The organism is Nonomuraea sp. NPDC048882 (genome assembly GCF_040649755.1).
Lineage (GTDB): Bacteria > Actinomycetota > Actinomycetes > Streptosporangiales > Streptosporangiaceae > Nonomuraea > Nonomuraea maheshkhaliensis.
This window is the reverse complement of sequence record NZ_JBEZGB010000002.1, coordinates 151,624-166,768: the sequence shown is the minus strand read 5'-3', so window position 1 is coordinate 166,768 and position 15,145 is coordinate 151,624. Positions and strand designations below refer to the sequence as shown.

Below are 15,145 nucleotides of genomic sequence, written 5' to 3'. Positions count from 1 at the left end.
CGGGCGGAGAATCGCCTAGGCTAGGCAATGCACTGGCAGATTTGTGACATTTCATGAAGAGGACACAGCGAGAGACCGTGAACGCCGACGACAACGCACTCTCGGCCGTCGGCGTCGACGCCGACGACGAGCGCGTCTACCGAGACCTGCTCCGCCGCCCGCGCGCGACCCTGCCCGAGCTGGCCGAGCACACCGGCCGCACCACCGTGGCCCTGCGCCGGGCCTTCACCCGGCTGGAGGCGCTCGGGCTGGTCAGCCGCATGGCGGGCCGCCCGGCCCGGTTCCTGGCGACCAGGCCCGACGTCGCGGTGGCCGCCCTCATCTCACGCAGGGAGGAAGGGCTGGCCCAGGCCCGGCTGGCCTCGATCGCGCTGCTCGCCGAGACGCCGCGGACGGAGAACCAGTCACCGGAGGAGCTCGTCGAGGTCGTCCAGGGCCAGGCGGCCGTGGTGCAGCGCTTCACCCAGCTGCAGCAGACCGCGACCGAGGAGCTCCTGGTGCTGGACCGTCCTCCTTACGCGCAGAACCCCACCGAGCAGAACGCCGAGGAGATGAACCGGCTCGCGCACGGCGTACTCGTACGCGGCATCTACGACGTCTCCGCCCTGGAGGTCCCCGGCAAGCTGCGCCTGGCCCAGGAGGCGGCGGCGGCCGGCGAGCAGGCCAGGATCAGCCCCGAGGTGCCGATGAAGCTGGCCATCGCCGACCGCAAGAGCGCGATCCTGCCGCTGAGCACCACCGAGCCCGCGCACGCCGACAGCGCGGTCATCGTGCACTCCTCCACGCTGCTCGACGCCCTGGTCGCGCTCTTCGAGATGTTGTGGCGTGCGGCGCTGCCGCTGCCGTCCGCCCCGTCCACCGGACATCCCGAGCTGCCCGATCCCGAGCTCTTCACCCTGCTCGCCGCGGGGCTCAAGGACGAGGCGGTGGCGCGGCAGCTCGGGGTGAGCCTGCGCACGATCCACCGGCGGGTCAGCGAGCTGATGGACCTGCTCGGCGCGCGCACCCGCTTCCAGGCCGGCCTGCTCGCCGCCCGCCGCGGCTGGCCCGGCTCGGCCTGATGTCCGGCATGTCTTTTATGTTGGGGGGATGAGCGCTTCTGAGATCCGTACGGTGACGACCGAGGCCGAGCTGCGGGAGATCGTCGCGGCGCCCCCGCAGCCCATCTGGGACAAGGACATCGCCAGGATCGACGAGCACGCGCGCACGATCATCGCCCACTCGCCCTTCCTGCTGCTGGCCACCGCCGACGAGAACGGCACCTGCGACGTCTCGCCGCGTGGTGACCCCGCCGGGTCGGTGCTGGTCCTCGACGACCACCGGCTGGTGATCGCCGACCGCCCCGGCAACCACCGCCTCGACGGCCTGCGCAACGTGCTCACCAACCCCCAGGTGGGGCTGCTGTTCATCGTGCCGGGGATGAACGAGACCCTGCGGGTGAACGGGCGCGCCACGCTCGTCTCCGACGCGCCGTTCTTCGACGACCTGGTGGTCAAGGGCAAGCGGCCCCGGCTCGCGCTGCTCGTCGAGGTCGAAGAGCTCTACATGCACTGCGCCAAGGCGTTCCTGCGCTCGTCGCTGTGGCAGCCGGACACCTGGCCCGACCGCAAGAGCCTGCCCACGCTCGGCCGCATCGCCAAGGACCACCTCGGCATCAAGGAACTGTCCGCCGAGGCGCTCGACGAGGGGCTCGACCGCGACGCCGAACAGAACCGGTACTGAGGCCGATCAGGGGCCGATCAGGGTCGCGGTCAGGGGCGCGGTCAGGGGGAGGCGGCGACGTGGACACGGTCGGAGGCGCCGTCGGACAGGAACGACGCCATCGACCGGCCCTCCTCGGCCACCGCGTCCCGCTCCTCACGGGAGAGTCGGCCCAGCGGGGTGACGGTCACGGTGTCGTCCGCGACGGTCCAGGTCGCGGCCACCCGGCCGTCGACCAGCGCGACGCGGGCGCCGCTGACCGACAGGTTGCGGTGGGCGTCGTCGATGATCCGGCCGCGGTCCTGGTAGCCGAGGATCGCGTTGTCGAAGGCGGGCAGGAACCGTACCGGGGCGGGCGTGTCGGGGTCGGGGCGCGGCGCGTCGGGCAGGTCGAGCAGCTCCCTGCCCCGCTCGTCGCGGAAGGAGACCAGCTCCTCGCGTACGGCGGCCACCGCGGCCGGCAGCCCGGCCAAGCCGGACCAGGCACGCAGGTCGGCCGTGGCGGCGGGCCCGTACGCGGCCAGATAGCGTCGCACCAGCTCCTGCCCGACCGGGTCCGAGCCGTCCTGGGCCGGCGGGGCCGGCTCACGTCCCAGCCAGGCGGAGAGCGGGACATAACGCACCCCCGCCCTGGTACGCCACAGCCCGCGCGGCGGCAACTGCACCATCGGGATGAGGGCGGCGGTCAGCATCTCGCCCAGCGGGCGCGGCCCCGCCGCCGGCCAGCGCCCGGCCACCGCCCGCGCCAGCTCGCCCATCGAGCGGGGCTCGCCGTCGGCCATGACCGCCAGGCCCGCGCCGGCCAGCTCGTCGAGGTCCACCCCGGTCAGCTCGCGGCGGTAGGTCCCGAGGACCCGCTGGCGCAGCATGCCCTCGTACCGCGCCCGCCAGGCCACGACGTCGTCGGCCGTGAGGAGGTGCATCGTACGGCGCATGAGGACAGTGCGCACCACGCGGCGTCCCGTCAGCAGGTCCGAGAGCGCCGCCGGGTCGAACGCGCGCAGTCGCGACCAGAGCCCGACGAACGGCTCCTGCGGCTCCTGCGCCTGCAGCCCGCACAGGTGCGCGACGGCGTCGAGGACCGGCAGGTCGGCGCGATCGAGCAGTAACTGCCGGGCGAGCGTCGCGCGGTTGAGCGCCCGGGTGCCGAGGACGGTCATGCGCGTGCCCGCAGGTCGAGAAGCCGTGTGGTCATGGTGGTGGTTCCTTCCGATATCTGGCCGGTGTCCGGGCGGGTCAGCCGTGGTAGGTGCTCGTGACGTTGACCGCCCAGACCACGCCGAAACGATCCTTGAGCATCCCGTAGAGCGGCGCCCACGGCGAGGGCTCCAGCGGCTGCACGACCTCCGCCCCGGCGGAGAGCCGCTCCCAGTACGCGGTGATCTCCTCCGCGTCCTCGCTCGTCAGCGAGACGAAGAAGGAGTTCTCGCCCCGCTCGTACGGCATGCCCGCGGGCACGTCGTACGCCATCACGTGGAAGCCGTTGTCGCCGGCGACCTGGCCCCACATCACGTGGTCGGCGTCGGCGGGGTCCGAGGCGGTGCCCGCGTCCTTGTACGTGACGACGCCGAGGTCACCGCCGAACACCGACCGGTAGAACTCCAGCGCCGCCCGGGCCTCGCCACGGAAGTTCACATGAAGAACGGATTTGACCGACATATCGCTACTCCTGATTCTGCGGTGGACGCCCGGGGCGGCGCCCGAGATGAATGCTCACAGGAGTAGCGGCCAGGTTGTGGCCTCTACTTGCGGCAGGATAAATTTCGTGCCGAAAACCTCAGCGCGCCTGCTGGCCCTGCTCTCCCTGCTCCAGACCCGCCGGGACTGGCCGGGGGCGCTGCTCGCCGAGCGGCTGGACATCAGCCCGCGCACCGTGCGCCGCGACGTCGACCGCCTGCGCGAGCTCGGCTACCCCATCGTGGCCTTCAAGGGCCCCGACGGCGGCTACCGGCTGGAGGCCGGCACCGAGCTGCCCCCGCTGCTGTTCGACGACGAGCAGGCCGTCGCCCTGACCATCGCGCTCCAACTGGCCACCGGAACGGGCGCCGGCATCGAGGAGGCCGCGGCCCGCGCGCTGCACACCATCAGGCAGGTCATGCCCGCCCGGCTGCGGCACCGGATCGACACGTTCCAGGTCACCGCCGTCGACCGGCCGACCTCCCGGCCGGACGTCCAGGTGGACAGCGGCGTGCTCATGACGCTGAGCGCCGCCGTCCACGCCCGCGAGGAACTGCGCTTCGACTACACGGGCGCGCCCCCCGACGCCGGCGCGGCCTCCCGCGCCGGCGCGGCCTCCGCCGGTGGCGAGCCGGGCCCGCCGGAGCCGCCGCGTCCGCCGCGCCGGGCGCAGCCGCATCACCTCGTCACCTGGGGCGGGCGCTGGTACCTCATCGCCTGGGACGTCGACCGCGCGGACTGGCGCACCTTCCGCGCCGACCGCATCACCCCCCGCACCCCCTCGGGCCCCCGCTTCACCCCGCGCGAGCTGCCGGGAGGCGACGTCGCCACGTACGTGACCAGCAAGTTCCGCGGCTCGGGCGGCACCGGCGACTGGCCGTGCCAGGGGGAGGTGATCCTCGGCCTGCCCGCGGCCGAAGTGTCCCGCTACATCCGGGACGGGCTCGTCGAGGAGCTCGGCCCGGGCCGCTGCCGGCTCGTCATGGGCTCGTGGTCCTGGCCCGCCCTGGTCGCCGCCATCGGCAGGTTCGACGCCGACATCGAGGTGGTCGGCCCGCCCGAGCTCAGGGACGCGTTCGCCCGCCTGGCACGACGCTACGCAGGCGCCGCAGCCGGTCGGAACGTGCCAGCCGGCGACCCACCCCCTGCCCGGGCAGCTCGATGAAGCGGTGACTGACGACGGCGCAGGCGACCACCGCCGCCAGCAGCACCCAGAACCAGGTGATCCGCCAGCCGAGCGGCACGGGCACCGGATCGGGGATCGACCGCCGCAGGACCTGGATCAGCAGCGGATGCAGCAGATAGACGGAGTAGCTGATCAGCCCGAGGCGCACGATGAGGGCCGGCCACGCGGACGACCGCAGCCGGCGGCCGATCAGGAACGTCAGCCACGCGGCGGCGACGGCGGTGGACCAGCTCCACCGGAACGCCACCGCCTGCTGGTGGGCCATGGACCAGCCGGGCCCGAACCACGCCGCCGCGCCGACGGACACGACCGGCACGAGCCCGATCACCCACCCGGCCACACCCCGCCTGACCTGCCCCTGGTCCAGCCGGTAGAGGGCCGTTCCCGCGAACATCGTGGCGACCACGGCCACGCTCTGCCAGGCGCCGATCCGGCTGTTGACGACGAGCAGCACGACGGCCATGGCGGCCACGGTGGCCGCGCCGCAGAGCCGTACGCGATGAGCCCCGGCGACGACCGCGGCCAGTCCCGCCACCATCACCCCGGTCACCACCAGCACGACGACGTCGGAGCCGAAGGCGCGCGACAGGGCGCCGGCCGGCAGCAGACCGCCGACGAGCACGCCCGCGACCGCGACGGCGAGCACCCCGGTTGTGCGCACCCGCCGCGCCCCGATCACGAAGATCGCCGTCACCAGCAGGTAGAACACCATCTCGTACGAAAGCGTCCAGAACACGTTGACGACGCTGACCACCTGGAGGAAGTCCTGGAGCATGGTCACGTGCGCCAGTCCGGCCAGGACCGGATGCTCGCCCAGTTGGGCGGGCAACTCCGCGTAAACGGGGACGAGCGCGAACGCGGTGCCGATGGCCGCGGCCACCAGCCACAGCGGGTAGATGCGGAACACCCGGCCGATCCAGAACCCGGTGACGCTGCCCCGCCGTTCGAGCGAGGCGGGCACCACGTAGCCGCTGATGATGAAGAACAGCATGACGCCGTACTGGCCGAAGTCGAACCAGGGGCTGGCGCCCGAGCGGACCTCGGGGAAGAGGGGGTCGAGCAGGTGTTCGAAGAGCACGGCGAGCACAGCTAGCCCGCGCAGGGCGTCCAACCAGGTCTGCCGGCGGGCCGGCGGGGCCGCCTGGGCCGTCCTCGTCCGGTGTCCGATCCGCAGCTCACCGCCGCCTCCGCGAGCGGCCAGGTCGATGGGCATCGTGTCAGGCTAGGTGGTCAACCTGAGCGAAACCTTGGAGTGTGTTCAGGCAGCATGAGTGAGCACGCCTTCTCCGCCGGAAGGTGTTGTCAAGTTCACTGGTCAACCGCCGATTCTGGCCGGTTGACACGTGTCCGGCGGCTGTGGCTACATCGGGACGAGCGCGGATCTTCCCCGCCGGACCGGAGGTAGCGATGTCGCGAACGGCCGTACTCGAAGTGATCTCCCCCTTGGGCGAATCACGTCGATACGACCTGACGGGCACGCAGTACACGATCGGCCGCGCGGTGGCCGACCACCGCCCCGACGTCGTGCTCGGACCAGACCCGCAGGGCTGGATCAGCCGGTTGCACTGCATCCTCGACTACGAGCACGGCCGCTGGTGGGTGACCGACCACGCCCGCAACGGCACCCTCATCGAGCGCGACGACACCCCCGGCGGGCCGCGCCCGGTGAGCGGCCGCCAGATGCTGCACCACCAGGACCGCCTGCTGATCATCGGCGACATGGCCGACGGCGACGTCCCGCTGCACTGGCGGCTCGTCTACATCGACGCCGACGAGCGCACCCTGCCCGCCCGACAGTGGTACACGACCACCACCCCCGCGCGGCTCGACCTGCCCGCGCCCAGGGCCCGGCTGCGTTACGACTGGGTGGCGAGCCGGGCGTACCGGGTGGACCCGTCGGGCGCCGAGACGCTCATCGAAGGGCTGCGCCCCAAGGGGCACCAGTTGCTGCGCTTCATGGTCGGACGGGGTCGCAGCCAGTCCTCCGACGAGGTCGCCTGCGACCACGCCGAGCTCATCACCGCACTGTGGGGCCCGAGGGAGGACTGGCCGGTGGGCCGCACGTACGACAACTCGGACGTCGCGGCGGTCGTGTACGCGGTCCGCAAGTGCGTCGAGCCCGAACCGGGCAACCCGGTCGTCCTGGAGACCGTCCCCACCCTCGGTTACCGCCTGCACATCTACCACGCCAGGTGACCCGGCAGCGATGGCGAATCTACGCATTGCGTACGCTTTGTCGCTGACGTTGGGATGATGAAGGGGAAGCGATGACCGCGCGCGTACGGATCAGCGGCGGGATGACCACGCGCGCACGGATCAGCGTCGCGCTGGCCGTATGGGGTCTGCTCTACAGCGCCTACCGGGCCTACTACGCGCTGGGCGGGACCGCCGGCATGTTCGGCACGCCTGTCTCGCAGGCACAGTGGCTGGCGATCAACGCGGTCGGAGCGGGAATCCTGCTCGTCGCCGCCGTACTGCCGGTGGCGGCACTGCCGCTGTGGCGGCGCCGTTCCGGACGGCGCGCCATGCTGGCCCTCTGCTGGGTGGCGGCGGTCGGATGCGTCATGCACGCCCTGGTCGACAGCGTGCAACGGGCGTTGAGCCTGGCCGGGCTGCTGCACATCGAGCTGCCGTTCTGGCGGAGCCTCGACCGGCGCACGGCCGACCTGCAGGATCTGCTGTTCAACGAGCCGTGGTTCCTGATCGAGGGCCTGCTGTGGGCGGCGCTCGCGCTGACGAGCCTGAACGCGGGAACGCAGCGGCGCCGGTGGCTGGCCGGCGCCGGGATCGCGGTGGCCGTGCTCACCGCGGTCGGCCTGCTGAGCGCGACCGGGGTGATCGGCACGTTCATCGTCGGGTAGAGGGATCAGGGCTGCTCGGCCGTCATGGAGGGATCAGACCCCTCGCCGGTCATGGAGGATCAGGCTCCTTGGCCGCCGTGCTCGCCCTCCAGCTCCTCCACCGCGTCGAGCGGCGTCCTCGTCTTTCGGAACGGTCATCTTCTCTCCATGGGTGTGGGGGTCAGCTGGTACGGCTGATCGCGTGGATCAGGCGTACCGCGATCTGGCCGGAGGCGAACAGCCGGGCGAAACGTTCGCCCTGGTGAGCGGCCAGGCGGAAGGCGGGGTCGGTACGGTGGCGGCTGGCCACCACCTCGGCGACCTGCTCGGCCCGCCGCGTCCAGGACAGCGGCGCGTCGGTGGGCTGGTCGATCTGCTCGACGACCTCGAACCCGGCCCCGGCCAGCAGCCCGAGCAGCTCCCCGCCGGTGGGGAAGTGGTTGCCGTCGGGCGCGGGCAGGACTTGCGGGCCCCTGGCGAGCACCACCAGCAGACCCAGGGAGGCCCCTGGCGTGAGCACCCGGCGGATCTCGGCGAGCATCGCCGCCTTCTCCCGCACGGTGCACAGCACTCCGAGGCACCAGGCCGCGCCCACCGACGCCGTACGGAGCGGGATGCGCCGCCCGTCGGCCGCGACGACCGGCAGCCCGAACAGCCGGACGGCGGCCCGGCCCGCGGCCGGCATCGGCTCCAGCAGGATCGGCGTCACCCCGAACCGCTCCGCCGCCCAGGCGGCCGGGCCACCGGCTCCCGCGCCCACGTCCAGCAGCCTGATCCCCGGCGCGAGCTCGCACGCCTCGGCCAGCCAGGCCAGCGCGGCCGGGCTCGCGCTGCCGCGGCAGGCGGCGGGGATGGCGTGCCGCTCACCGAGCTGTTCGACGGCCTCGGCGGTCCAGCCGGGGACGTCGTCGAACTCGGCGGACATCGCCGATCCGATCACCACGCGCCTCCTGTGTCGTCGGGCAGGCGCTCAGGCGGGACGGGGAGCGCGGCGGTCAGTGCGCTGGGCCAGCTCCTCCTCGTCGACCAGGGTGAGCATCGGCTTGCCCGGCTCGCACAGCATGGTGACGGTGAACCGGAGCCGCACGTCGTCGCGGTTGTTGCCGTCCTGGTAGTGGATGACGTCGCCGCCCGGCTCCCAGAACACCTCTCCGGCCTTGACCACCCGCTCGGGCTGGCCTTCCAGCTCGAACAGCATCTCGCCCTCCAGCACGTAGCCGAACGCGGGCCCCGTGTGGCGGTGCGGCGGCGTGCCAGGATCGCCGGGCGGGTACTCGATGACGATGGTCATGGCGTGCGCCCCGGCCGGGATGAACGGGGGTTCGGCCTCCTGCAGCACGGTCAGCGCCGTCTGCCAGGCGGTCGAGCGCGGTTCACTCGTCTGCGATGTTCTGTCGGACATGAGGTTCACCTTTCGTGGGCCGCTACGAGCAGGTCGGGCTCGTGGCGGAGGCCGTACGGACCGGTCGGTTCGTACGGCGGCCGGAGGGCCGGTGGCGCGGCGCGAGCGGTCGCGCCGCGCCTTTCAGCGGCCGTCGGCGTCGCGGCCGGGCCAGTCGGCGTAGCGGATCGAGCCGAGCGCCGCGCCGTCCTCCGGCACCAGCGACCGCTCCTTCAGCTCCGCGCCGAAGTAACGCGCGTGCGGGTCGGTGACCACCTGGCGCGGGTCGCCCCAGCCGGCCAGCGTCTCGCGGAAGAAGTCGTCCATCCGGAACAGGTCGGGCCCGGCGATCTCCATCCGGCCGTTCAGCGGCTGGCCCACCGCGACCCGGCCGACCGCGGCGGCGACGTCGTCGCCCGCGATGGGCTGGAAGAGCACGGGTGCGATCCGTACGACGTCGTCCCGCGTGGCCTCGTCGGCGATGCCCCGGACGAACTCGAAGAACTGCGTCGCGTGCACGAGCGAGTACGGGATCCCCGACTTCTGGATCAGCTGCTCCTGGGCGATCTTCGCCGCGAAGTAGCCGTTGTCCGGCATCCGATCCGTGCCCACCACCGACAGGGCGACGTGGTGGCCGACCCCGGCCTCCGCCTCCGCGGCGAGCAGGTTGCGGGTGGAGGTCTCGAAGAACTCCATCACCGCGGCCGGCTCGAACGACGGCGAGTTCGACACGTCGACCACGACCTGCGTGCCCGCCATCACCTCGGCCAGTCCTTCACCCGTGAGCGTGTTGACGCCGGTGCTCGGCGCCGCCGCCACCGCCTCGTGGCCGTGCTCGCGCAGCTTGGCCACCAGCTTCGACCCGATGAGGCCGGTTCCGCCGATCACGACGACCTTCATGACATCCCCTTTCTGCCGCCGGGGCATCCTTTGCCCTACGGACGCCAGCTAAGACAGGACGCCTTTCTCACTTGTGACAGCCGCCGTTAAATTCTTCGCAAGACGGCCCATCAAGGCCGCCCGCCGACGGGTGGTGGGGTTGTCACGCGCGTGCGGCTGTTCAGACGACGGCAGGCCTTGGGGGGTCGCGGACGGGTGGCCGGGCGTTCAGGCGACGGTGGGGCGTGGGGTGTCCTGCGTGCTCACCTGGCGTCCGACGTCCTGCTCGTCGGCCGCGGTCAGCACCGCGCGGAGCAGGCCGGGGAAACGTTCGCGCAGGTCCTGGACGCGTAAGGTGACGAAGCAGCGCGTACCCTCCTGACGGGTGCGGGTCAGCCCGGCATCGCGCAGCACGCGCAGATGATGGCTGAGTGTCGACTTGGCCACCGGCGCCCGCAGCTCGCCCCAGCCGCGCTCGCGCCCATCGGCCAGCACCCGCACCAGCCCGACCCGGATCGGATCGCTGAGCGCCCCCATGACCGCGGTGAGCGAGATCTCGCCGACTTCGGGGTGGTGCACCTGTCTCATTTGTCCATGGTAGCTTGTTCGACGTTTCACGAACATCGAACAAAGAGGTGACATGACCGCCCAGCCCATCGCCCATGAGCGGGAACGCGTCGCGATCGTGACGGGGGCCGGCTCCGGGATCGGCCGCGCCACCGCCATCGCCCTGGCCCGCGCGGGAACGCGCGTCCTCGGCGTCGGACGCCGCGCCGAAGCACTGGAGCAGACCGCCGCGGGTCACCCCGGCATCGTCGCCCTGCCCGCCGACATCACCGCCGACGGCGTGCCGCGGGAGGTCGTCGCGGCGGCCGTCGATCGCTGGGGCCGGCTGGACGTGCTGGTCAACAACGCCGGCGCGACCGCCGTCATGTCACTGGCCGACACCGACGCCGAGCGCGTCACCGGCCTGCTGGAACTCAACGTGGTCGCGCCCAGTCTGCTCGCCCAGGCCGCCCTGCCGCACCTGCGGAGCAGCCGGGGCACGATCGTCAACGTCTCCAGCACGTACGGCCATAGCCCCCTGCCAGGCGCCGCCCACTACGCCGCCAGCAAGGCCGCCGTGGAGCAGCTGACCCGGAGCTGGGCGCTGGAGCTGGCCCCCGACGGCATCCGCGTCAACGCCGTGGCCCCCGGGCCGACGGAGAGCGAGGCCCTGAGCGCCGCCGGGCTGCCCGAGGCGACCGTGGAGCAGATCAAGCAGGACGAGGCCGCCCGCATCCCGCTCGGCCGCCGCGGCCGGCCGGAGGAGGTCGCCACCTGGATCGCCCACCTCGCCGACCCCGATGCCACCTGGATCACCGGCCAGATCCTCACCGTGGACGGCGGCCTCGACCTCACCGGCTGACGCCGCACGTCGCCACGCCGGTCACACGAAGGCAGTGCGTTGCGGCAACCGGGCGCTCGCTTCGGGCCCAGCGTCGCCGCAGACCTGCGGCAGGGTTCAGGAGCGGCCGCCGAACTGCCAGTTGTGCACCTCGATGTCCGCGTACCGGTCGGCGGTCAGGACGGCGCGGGCCGTGTCCGCGTCCGGGGCCAGGACCAGCGCCGCCGTGCCCAGCCAGGCGGTGCCGTCGTCGGACGACAGCGGCCCGTAGGCGATCAGCGTCTCCCCGGCGGGTGGCAGAGCCAGGTCGGCGGGCTCGCCCTCCCCGAGGCCGAGCACCAGGTAGCGGTTGCCGCCTTCCCGGCCGCCGGGAAAGTCCCACATCGTCCGGCCCAGCGTGTTGCGCCACCGTCGCAGCAGCACGTCCCGGTAGGCGCCGGCCTGGTAGTTAGGCTCGTCGAAGGCGAACGCGCGGGCGGCGGCGGGATCGGGCAGGTCGATGACGTGCACGCTGCCGGTGGGCGTCTCGCCGTCGTCGGCCATGGTCGGGCCCCGGGCGATCAGCTCCTTCGCGTACCGGTCCATGTAGCTCCAGTGCGCTTCCAGCAGTTCCTCACGCAGGGGCAGCGAGCCGGTCCGGTCACGGTGGTAGCAGAAGAACTCCATGCCGCGCAGTCTCCCACCCGCCCGGCCACCCGGGTCATCCGCGGGGCAGCCCGCTCGGCCGGGCCCGTCCAGCCGCCCCGTACAACCACACGCGCGGGCGCCCTCGTACGAGGACGCCCGCGCGCACGTTACCCCAGGGCCGGGTTACTGCCCGACGTTGGCGTTGTACTTCTGGATGGCCGTCTGCAGGCCGGTCGCCGCCGTCTGCATCGCCTGCTCCGCCGACGTCTTCGGCTCCTGACCCTCGCCCGCCGGCACGGCCTGCTCCAGGCCGACCTCGGCCGCCTTCCTGGCCTCGGGCATGATGCCGAGCAGGCAGCCCGACGTGGCCGCCGACGGCTGCTGGGAGCGCAGCTGCGTCACCGCGACCTGGAAGTTGGGGTTGTCGTTCGACTTGGCCTGCGGGTTGACCGGCACGTAGCCCGTCGCCGCGTGCCACTTCGCCTGCTGCTCGGGCGTGTTGGAGAACTTCACGAACTCCCAGGCGGCCCGCTTCTCCGCGTCGCTGTGACCGGCGGCGTTGATCCACAGGGAGGCGCCGCCGATGATCGTGCCGCCGTTGGAGGAGGCGGACGGCTTGGGGAACGGCGCGGTCTTCAGCTCGAACTTGCCCTCGGCGGCCTGGGTGTAGCCGCCGAGCGCGGAGGTCGACTCCAGGTGCAGGGCCACGGTCCCGGTCTTGAACGCGTTCTGGGCCTGGTCGGTGGGCCGGCCGGTGTTGGTGGCGTAGCCCTCCTTCACCAGGGTGCCCAGCCACTGGGCGAACTTGGGCCCGGCGCCGGTGCCGAAGTTGACCTTGGTGGCCAGGCCGTTCCTGCCGTTGCCGTTGTCGCAGTATTCGGCGTTGTCCTGGGCGGTCAGCTGCTCGACGAACCAGCCGTAGAGCGCGGCGTTGAAGCCGTACTGCTTGACCGTTCCGCCCTCCTTGACGGTGAGCTTCTTGGCCCACTCGCCGATCTCGTCGAGCGTCGCCGGCGGCTTGTCCGGGTCGAGCCCGGCCTTCTTCACGGCGTCGGCGTTCATGTAGAGCAGCGGCGCCGAGGAGTTGAACGGCATCGACCAGAGCTTGCCCTTGATCGTGTAGTAGCTGGCGATGTTGGGCTCGATGTTCGCGTTCTGGTCGAACTTGTCGGCCTCGATGAACTTGTACATCGGCACGACCTGCTGGGCGTCGTACATGAAGCGCGAGCCGATGTCGTAGATCTGCACCAGCGGCGGCGTGGACTCCTGCTGGACGGCCTGCTTGTACGCCACGACCATCTGGTCGTAGTCGCCCTTGAACACCGGCTTCACGGTGATCTTGGGGTTGGCCTTCTTGAAGTCCTCCACCATGGCCTTGATGGCGAGCTCGTTCTTCTCCTTCATGGAGTGCCAGAACTCGATCTCGACCGGTTCGGTGATCGCGTCGGCACCCGGTGCGGTGGCGGCCTCGCCGCCCTCGCTGGAACCGCCGTCGCCGCCGCAGCCCGCCAAGGTGAGTGACAGCGCGGCCACCGCGGCCAGTGCGCCGCGCGTTCGCCGGGATCGGGGTAGTGCCATGGGGGAACTCCGTTTCTGAATCACGATCATTTCACCGCGCCCGCGGTGAGCCCGCGGATGATGAAGCGCTGTCCGAAGATCACGAGAGCGAGGGTGGGGAGCAACGCGAGGGTGACTCCGGCCAGGATGAGCGTGGGGCTGGACGACTCGGCGTCGTTCAGCATGGACACGCCGATCTGCAGCGTCTTGTACCGGTCGTCGTTGCCGAGGATCAGCGGCCAGAAGTACTGGTTCCACGTGGTCATGAACACGTAGACGCCGACCGCCGCGATGGCCGGCTTCGACAGCGGGAGCAGGATGCGCCACAGGAACCGCAGGTGCCCGCAGCCGTCCATCACCGCGGCGTCGCGTACCTCGACCGGGAACTGCAGGAACGACTGCCGCAGCAGGAACGTGCCGAAGGCGTGCGCCAGGAAGGGCAGCGTCAGACCGAGGTACGTCAGCGGCCCCTTGGTCAGGCCCAGGTCCGAGATCAGCAGGTAGTTGGGCAGGATGATCGCTTCCCACGGCACCATGAGCGTCACCATGAACAGCGCGAACATCGCCGTCTTGGCCCACATCCGCAGGAACGCGAACGCGTAGGCGGCCAGGACGCTCGACAGGAGCTGGCAGATGGTGACGATGCCGGTCTGGATCGCCGAGTTGAGGTACTGCCTGCCCAGCGGGATCGTGTCGAGCGCCGAGGTGAAGTTGCCGAGGTCGATCGCCGTCGGCAGCAGCTTCGGCGGATAGCTGGACAGGTCGCCCGGCGTCATGATGCCGCCGATGAACGCGTAGTACAGCGGGAAGACCACGGGGATGGCGCACACGATGAGCACGAGATAGACGATGATCTTGCTCGTGACCGAGGAGGTGGCGGATCTGCTCATCGGTAGTGGACCTTCCTTTCCAGCACGCCGAACTGGATGCCCGTGCAGACCAGCACGATCACCAGCAGGACGATCGCCGCGGCGCTGGCCGTGCCGAAGTCGGATGAGCCGTAGCTGAAGGCCTTCTCGTAGATCCAGTAGACGAGCGTGGAGGTGGCGCCGTCGGGGCCGCCCTTGGTCAGGATGTGGATCTGCCCGAAGCTCTGCAGCGCGTGGATCGTGGAGATCACGACGAGGAAGAAGAGCTGCGGCGACAACATCGGGATGGTGATGCGGCTGTGCAGCCGCCATCCGGTGGCGCCGTCGAGCCTGGCCGCCTCCACCACCTCCGCCGGGATCGCGCCGACCCCCGCCGAGAGGACGAGGACGTTGTAGCCCAGTGTCATCCAGACCGTGGTGATCGAGATGGAGATCAGGGCCAGGTCCGGCTCGGTGAGCCAGCCGATCCGGTCCACGCCGAGGTAGCTGAGCGCGCCGTTGGCCATGCCCACGGCCGGGTTGTAGATCAGCGCGAAGATCACCGACGCGGTCGCCACCGAGAAGGCGAACGGCAGCGCGAACACCGTCCTGAACATGCGCTGCCCGCTGATCCGCGACTCCAGCAAGAGCACGACCACGAGAGCGCCGGCGATCGCGGGGACCACCGTGAACAGGACGAAGAGCGCGGTCGTCCCCAGCGCCTTGAAGAATCCGGGGTCGCCGAACATGGCCGTGAAGTTGTCGAGACCGACGAACTTGTTGGCCCGGCCGATGATGTCGGTGCCCATCGTGGACAGGTAGAAGGTCCTGCCCAGCGGGTAGAAGACGAAGATCGCAAATATGATCAGCGAGGGCGCCAAATACAGCAGTGCTAACCGGCGTTCGCCCGTCGGTCCCCGTTCCCTGGTAGCGCGGGCTTCCATCGTCGTGCCGTCCTACTTTCGTTCACTGACCATTCACAAACGTGCTTGCTGGATTCTGCCTACCCAGGTCAGCTCGCGGTAGGTCTGACCAGTGACTTCACAGCGAACGTTCGCGGAA

General features: G+C 71.0%; 17 protein-coding genes. 6 read left to right on the top strand and 11 right to left on the bottom strand.

Going from position 1 to position 15,145, the window contains the following annotated elements:
* The first annotated feature begins 77 nt into the window (after window positions 1-77).
* Window positions 78-1,061: a helix-turn-helix domain-containing protein gene (locus AB0C27_RS05925; RefSeq protein ID WP_357838504.1), complete on the top strand. Its 984-nt coding sequence runs from the start codon at window positions 78-80 to the stop codon at window positions 1,059-1,061.
* Between the two features lie 28 nt (window positions 1,062-1,089).
* Window positions 1,090-1,722, top strand: coding sequence for a pyridoxamine 5'-phosphate oxidase family protein (locus AB0C27_RS05920; RefSeq protein ID WP_357838501.1), 633 nt, complete (start codon window positions 1,090-1,092; stop codon window positions 1,720-1,722).
* 41 nt (window positions 1,723-1,763) lie between these two features.
* Here the strand turns inward: AB0C27_RS05920 and AB0C27_RS05915 are convergent, their stop codons facing one another.
* Both AB0C27_RS05915 and AB0C27_RS05910 read right to left on the bottom strand, forming a co-directional pair.
* Entirely contained in the window at window positions 1,764-2,861 is a 1,098-nt protein-coding gene (locus AB0C27_RS05915; RefSeq protein WP_357838498.1) for a winged helix DNA-binding domain-containing protein, read from the bottom strand.
* A 76-nt stretch (window positions 2,862-2,937) separates the two neighbouring features.
* A complete protein-coding gene (locus tag AB0C27_RS05910) occupies window positions 2,938-3,360 on the bottom strand; it encodes a VOC family protein (RefSeq protein ID WP_357838495.1) in 423 nt (140 codons plus the stop codon).
* Between the two features lie 106 nt (window positions 3,361-3,466).
* Between AB0C27_RS05910 and AB0C27_RS05905 the strand changes: the two genes are divergently transcribed.
* Window positions 3,467-4,543, top strand: coding sequence for a WYL domain-containing protein (locus tag AB0C27_RS05905; RefSeq protein ID WP_357838492.1), 1,077 nt, complete (start codon window positions 3,467-3,469; stop codon window positions 4,541-4,543).
* On the opposite strand, the gene AB0C27_RS05900 is transcribed toward AB0C27_RS05905, so the two are convergent.
* The gene (locus AB0C27_RS05900; protein ID WP_357838489.1) at window positions 4,443-5,777 is read right to left on the bottom strand and encodes an acyltransferase; all 1,335 of its coding nucleotides are present in this window, start codon (window positions 5,775-5,777) and stop codon (window positions 4,443-4,445) included. The two genes, AB0C27_RS05905 and AB0C27_RS05900, sit on opposite strands and share 101 nt — an antisense overlap.
* 194 nt (window positions 5,778-5,971) lie before the next feature.
* On the opposite strand from AB0C27_RS05900, the gene AB0C27_RS05895 reads away from it, so the two are divergent.
* Together AB0C27_RS05895 and AB0C27_RS05890 are read left to right on the top strand one after the other, a co-directional pair.
* Window positions 5,972-6,760, top strand: coding sequence for an FHA domain-containing protein (locus AB0C27_RS05895; protein WP_357838487.1), 789 nt, complete (start codon window positions 5,972-5,974; stop codon window positions 6,758-6,760).
* 71 nt (window positions 6,761-6,831) lie between these two features.
* Window positions 6,832-7,425: a hypothetical protein gene (locus AB0C27_RS05890; protein WP_357838484.1), complete on the top strand. Its 594-nt coding sequence runs from the start codon at window positions 6,832-6,834 to the stop codon at window positions 7,423-7,425.
* A 160-nt stretch (window positions 7,426-7,585) separates the two neighbouring features.
* Here the strand turns inward: AB0C27_RS05890 and AB0C27_RS05885 are convergent, their stop codons facing one another.
* The 4 genes from AB0C27_RS05885 to AB0C27_RS05870 all read right to left on the bottom strand — a co-directional run bounded on the left by AB0C27_RS05885 (window position 7,586) and on the right by AB0C27_RS05870 (window position 10,252).
* Window positions 7,586-8,347, bottom strand: a complete 762-nt coding sequence (locus AB0C27_RS05885; RefSeq protein ID WP_357838481.1) for a methyltransferase domain-containing protein — start codon at window positions 8,345-8,347, stop codon at window positions 7,586-7,588.
* 27 nt (window positions 8,348-8,374) lie between these two features.
* On the bottom strand, window positions 8,375-8,806 hold the full coding sequence (locus AB0C27_RS05880; RefSeq protein WP_357838478.1) for a cupin domain-containing protein: 432 nt from the start codon (window positions 8,804-8,806) through the stop codon (window positions 8,375-8,377).
* Between the two features lie 123 nt (window positions 8,807-8,929).
* The gene (locus AB0C27_RS05875; RefSeq protein ID WP_357838475.1) at window positions 8,930-9,685 is read right to left on the bottom strand and encodes an SDR family oxidoreductase; all 756 of its coding nucleotides are present in this window, start codon (window positions 9,683-9,685) and stop codon (window positions 8,930-8,932) included.
* A gap of 207 nt (window positions 9,686-9,892) precedes the next feature.
* Window positions 9,893-10,252, bottom strand: a complete 360-nt coding sequence (locus AB0C27_RS05870; protein ID WP_357838472.1) for a helix-turn-helix domain-containing protein — start codon at window positions 10,250-10,252, stop codon at window positions 9,893-9,895.
* Window positions 10,253-10,304: 52 nt separating this feature from the next.
* Between AB0C27_RS05870 and AB0C27_RS05865 the strand changes: the two genes are divergently transcribed.
* Window positions 10,305-11,072 carry an SDR family oxidoreductase gene (locus AB0C27_RS05865; RefSeq protein WP_357838469.1) on the top strand — a complete coding sequence of 256 codons (768 nt, stop codon included), beginning with the start codon at window positions 10,305-10,307 and terminating at the stop codon, window positions 11,070-11,072.
* Window positions 11,073-11,168: 96 nt separating this feature from the next.
* Here the strand turns inward: AB0C27_RS05865 and AB0C27_RS05860 are convergent, their stop codons facing one another.
* The 4 genes from AB0C27_RS05860 to AB0C27_RS05845 all read right to left on the bottom strand — a co-directional run bounded on the left by AB0C27_RS05860 (window position 11,169) and on the right by AB0C27_RS05845 (window position 15,027).
* A complete protein-coding gene (locus tag AB0C27_RS05860; RefSeq protein ID WP_357838466.1) occupies window positions 11,169-11,717 on the bottom strand; it encodes a YciI family protein in 549 nt (182 codons plus the stop codon).
* A gap of 144 nt (window positions 11,718-11,861) precedes the next feature.
* Window positions 11,862-13,256 (bottom strand): ABC transporter substrate-binding protein, encoded by a 1,395-nt coding sequence (locus tag AB0C27_RS05855; RefSeq protein WP_357838463.1) that lies wholly within the window; start codon window positions 13,254-13,256, stop codon window positions 11,862-11,864.
* Between the two features lie 26 nt (window positions 13,257-13,282).
* The gene (locus AB0C27_RS05850; RefSeq protein WP_357838461.1) at window positions 13,283-14,125 is read right to left on the bottom strand and encodes a carbohydrate ABC transporter permease; all 843 of its coding nucleotides are present in this window, start codon (window positions 14,123-14,125) and stop codon (window positions 13,283-13,285) included.
* Window positions 14,122-15,027 carry a sugar ABC transporter permease gene (locus tag AB0C27_RS05845; protein ID WP_346108386.1) on the bottom strand — a complete coding sequence of 302 codons (906 nt, stop codon included), beginning with the start codon at window positions 15,025-15,027 and terminating at the stop codon, window positions 14,122-14,124. Before AB0C27_RS05845 ends, AB0C27_RS05850 begins: the two co-directional genes overlap by 4 nt.
* Window positions 15,028-15,145 lie beyond the last annotated feature (118 nt).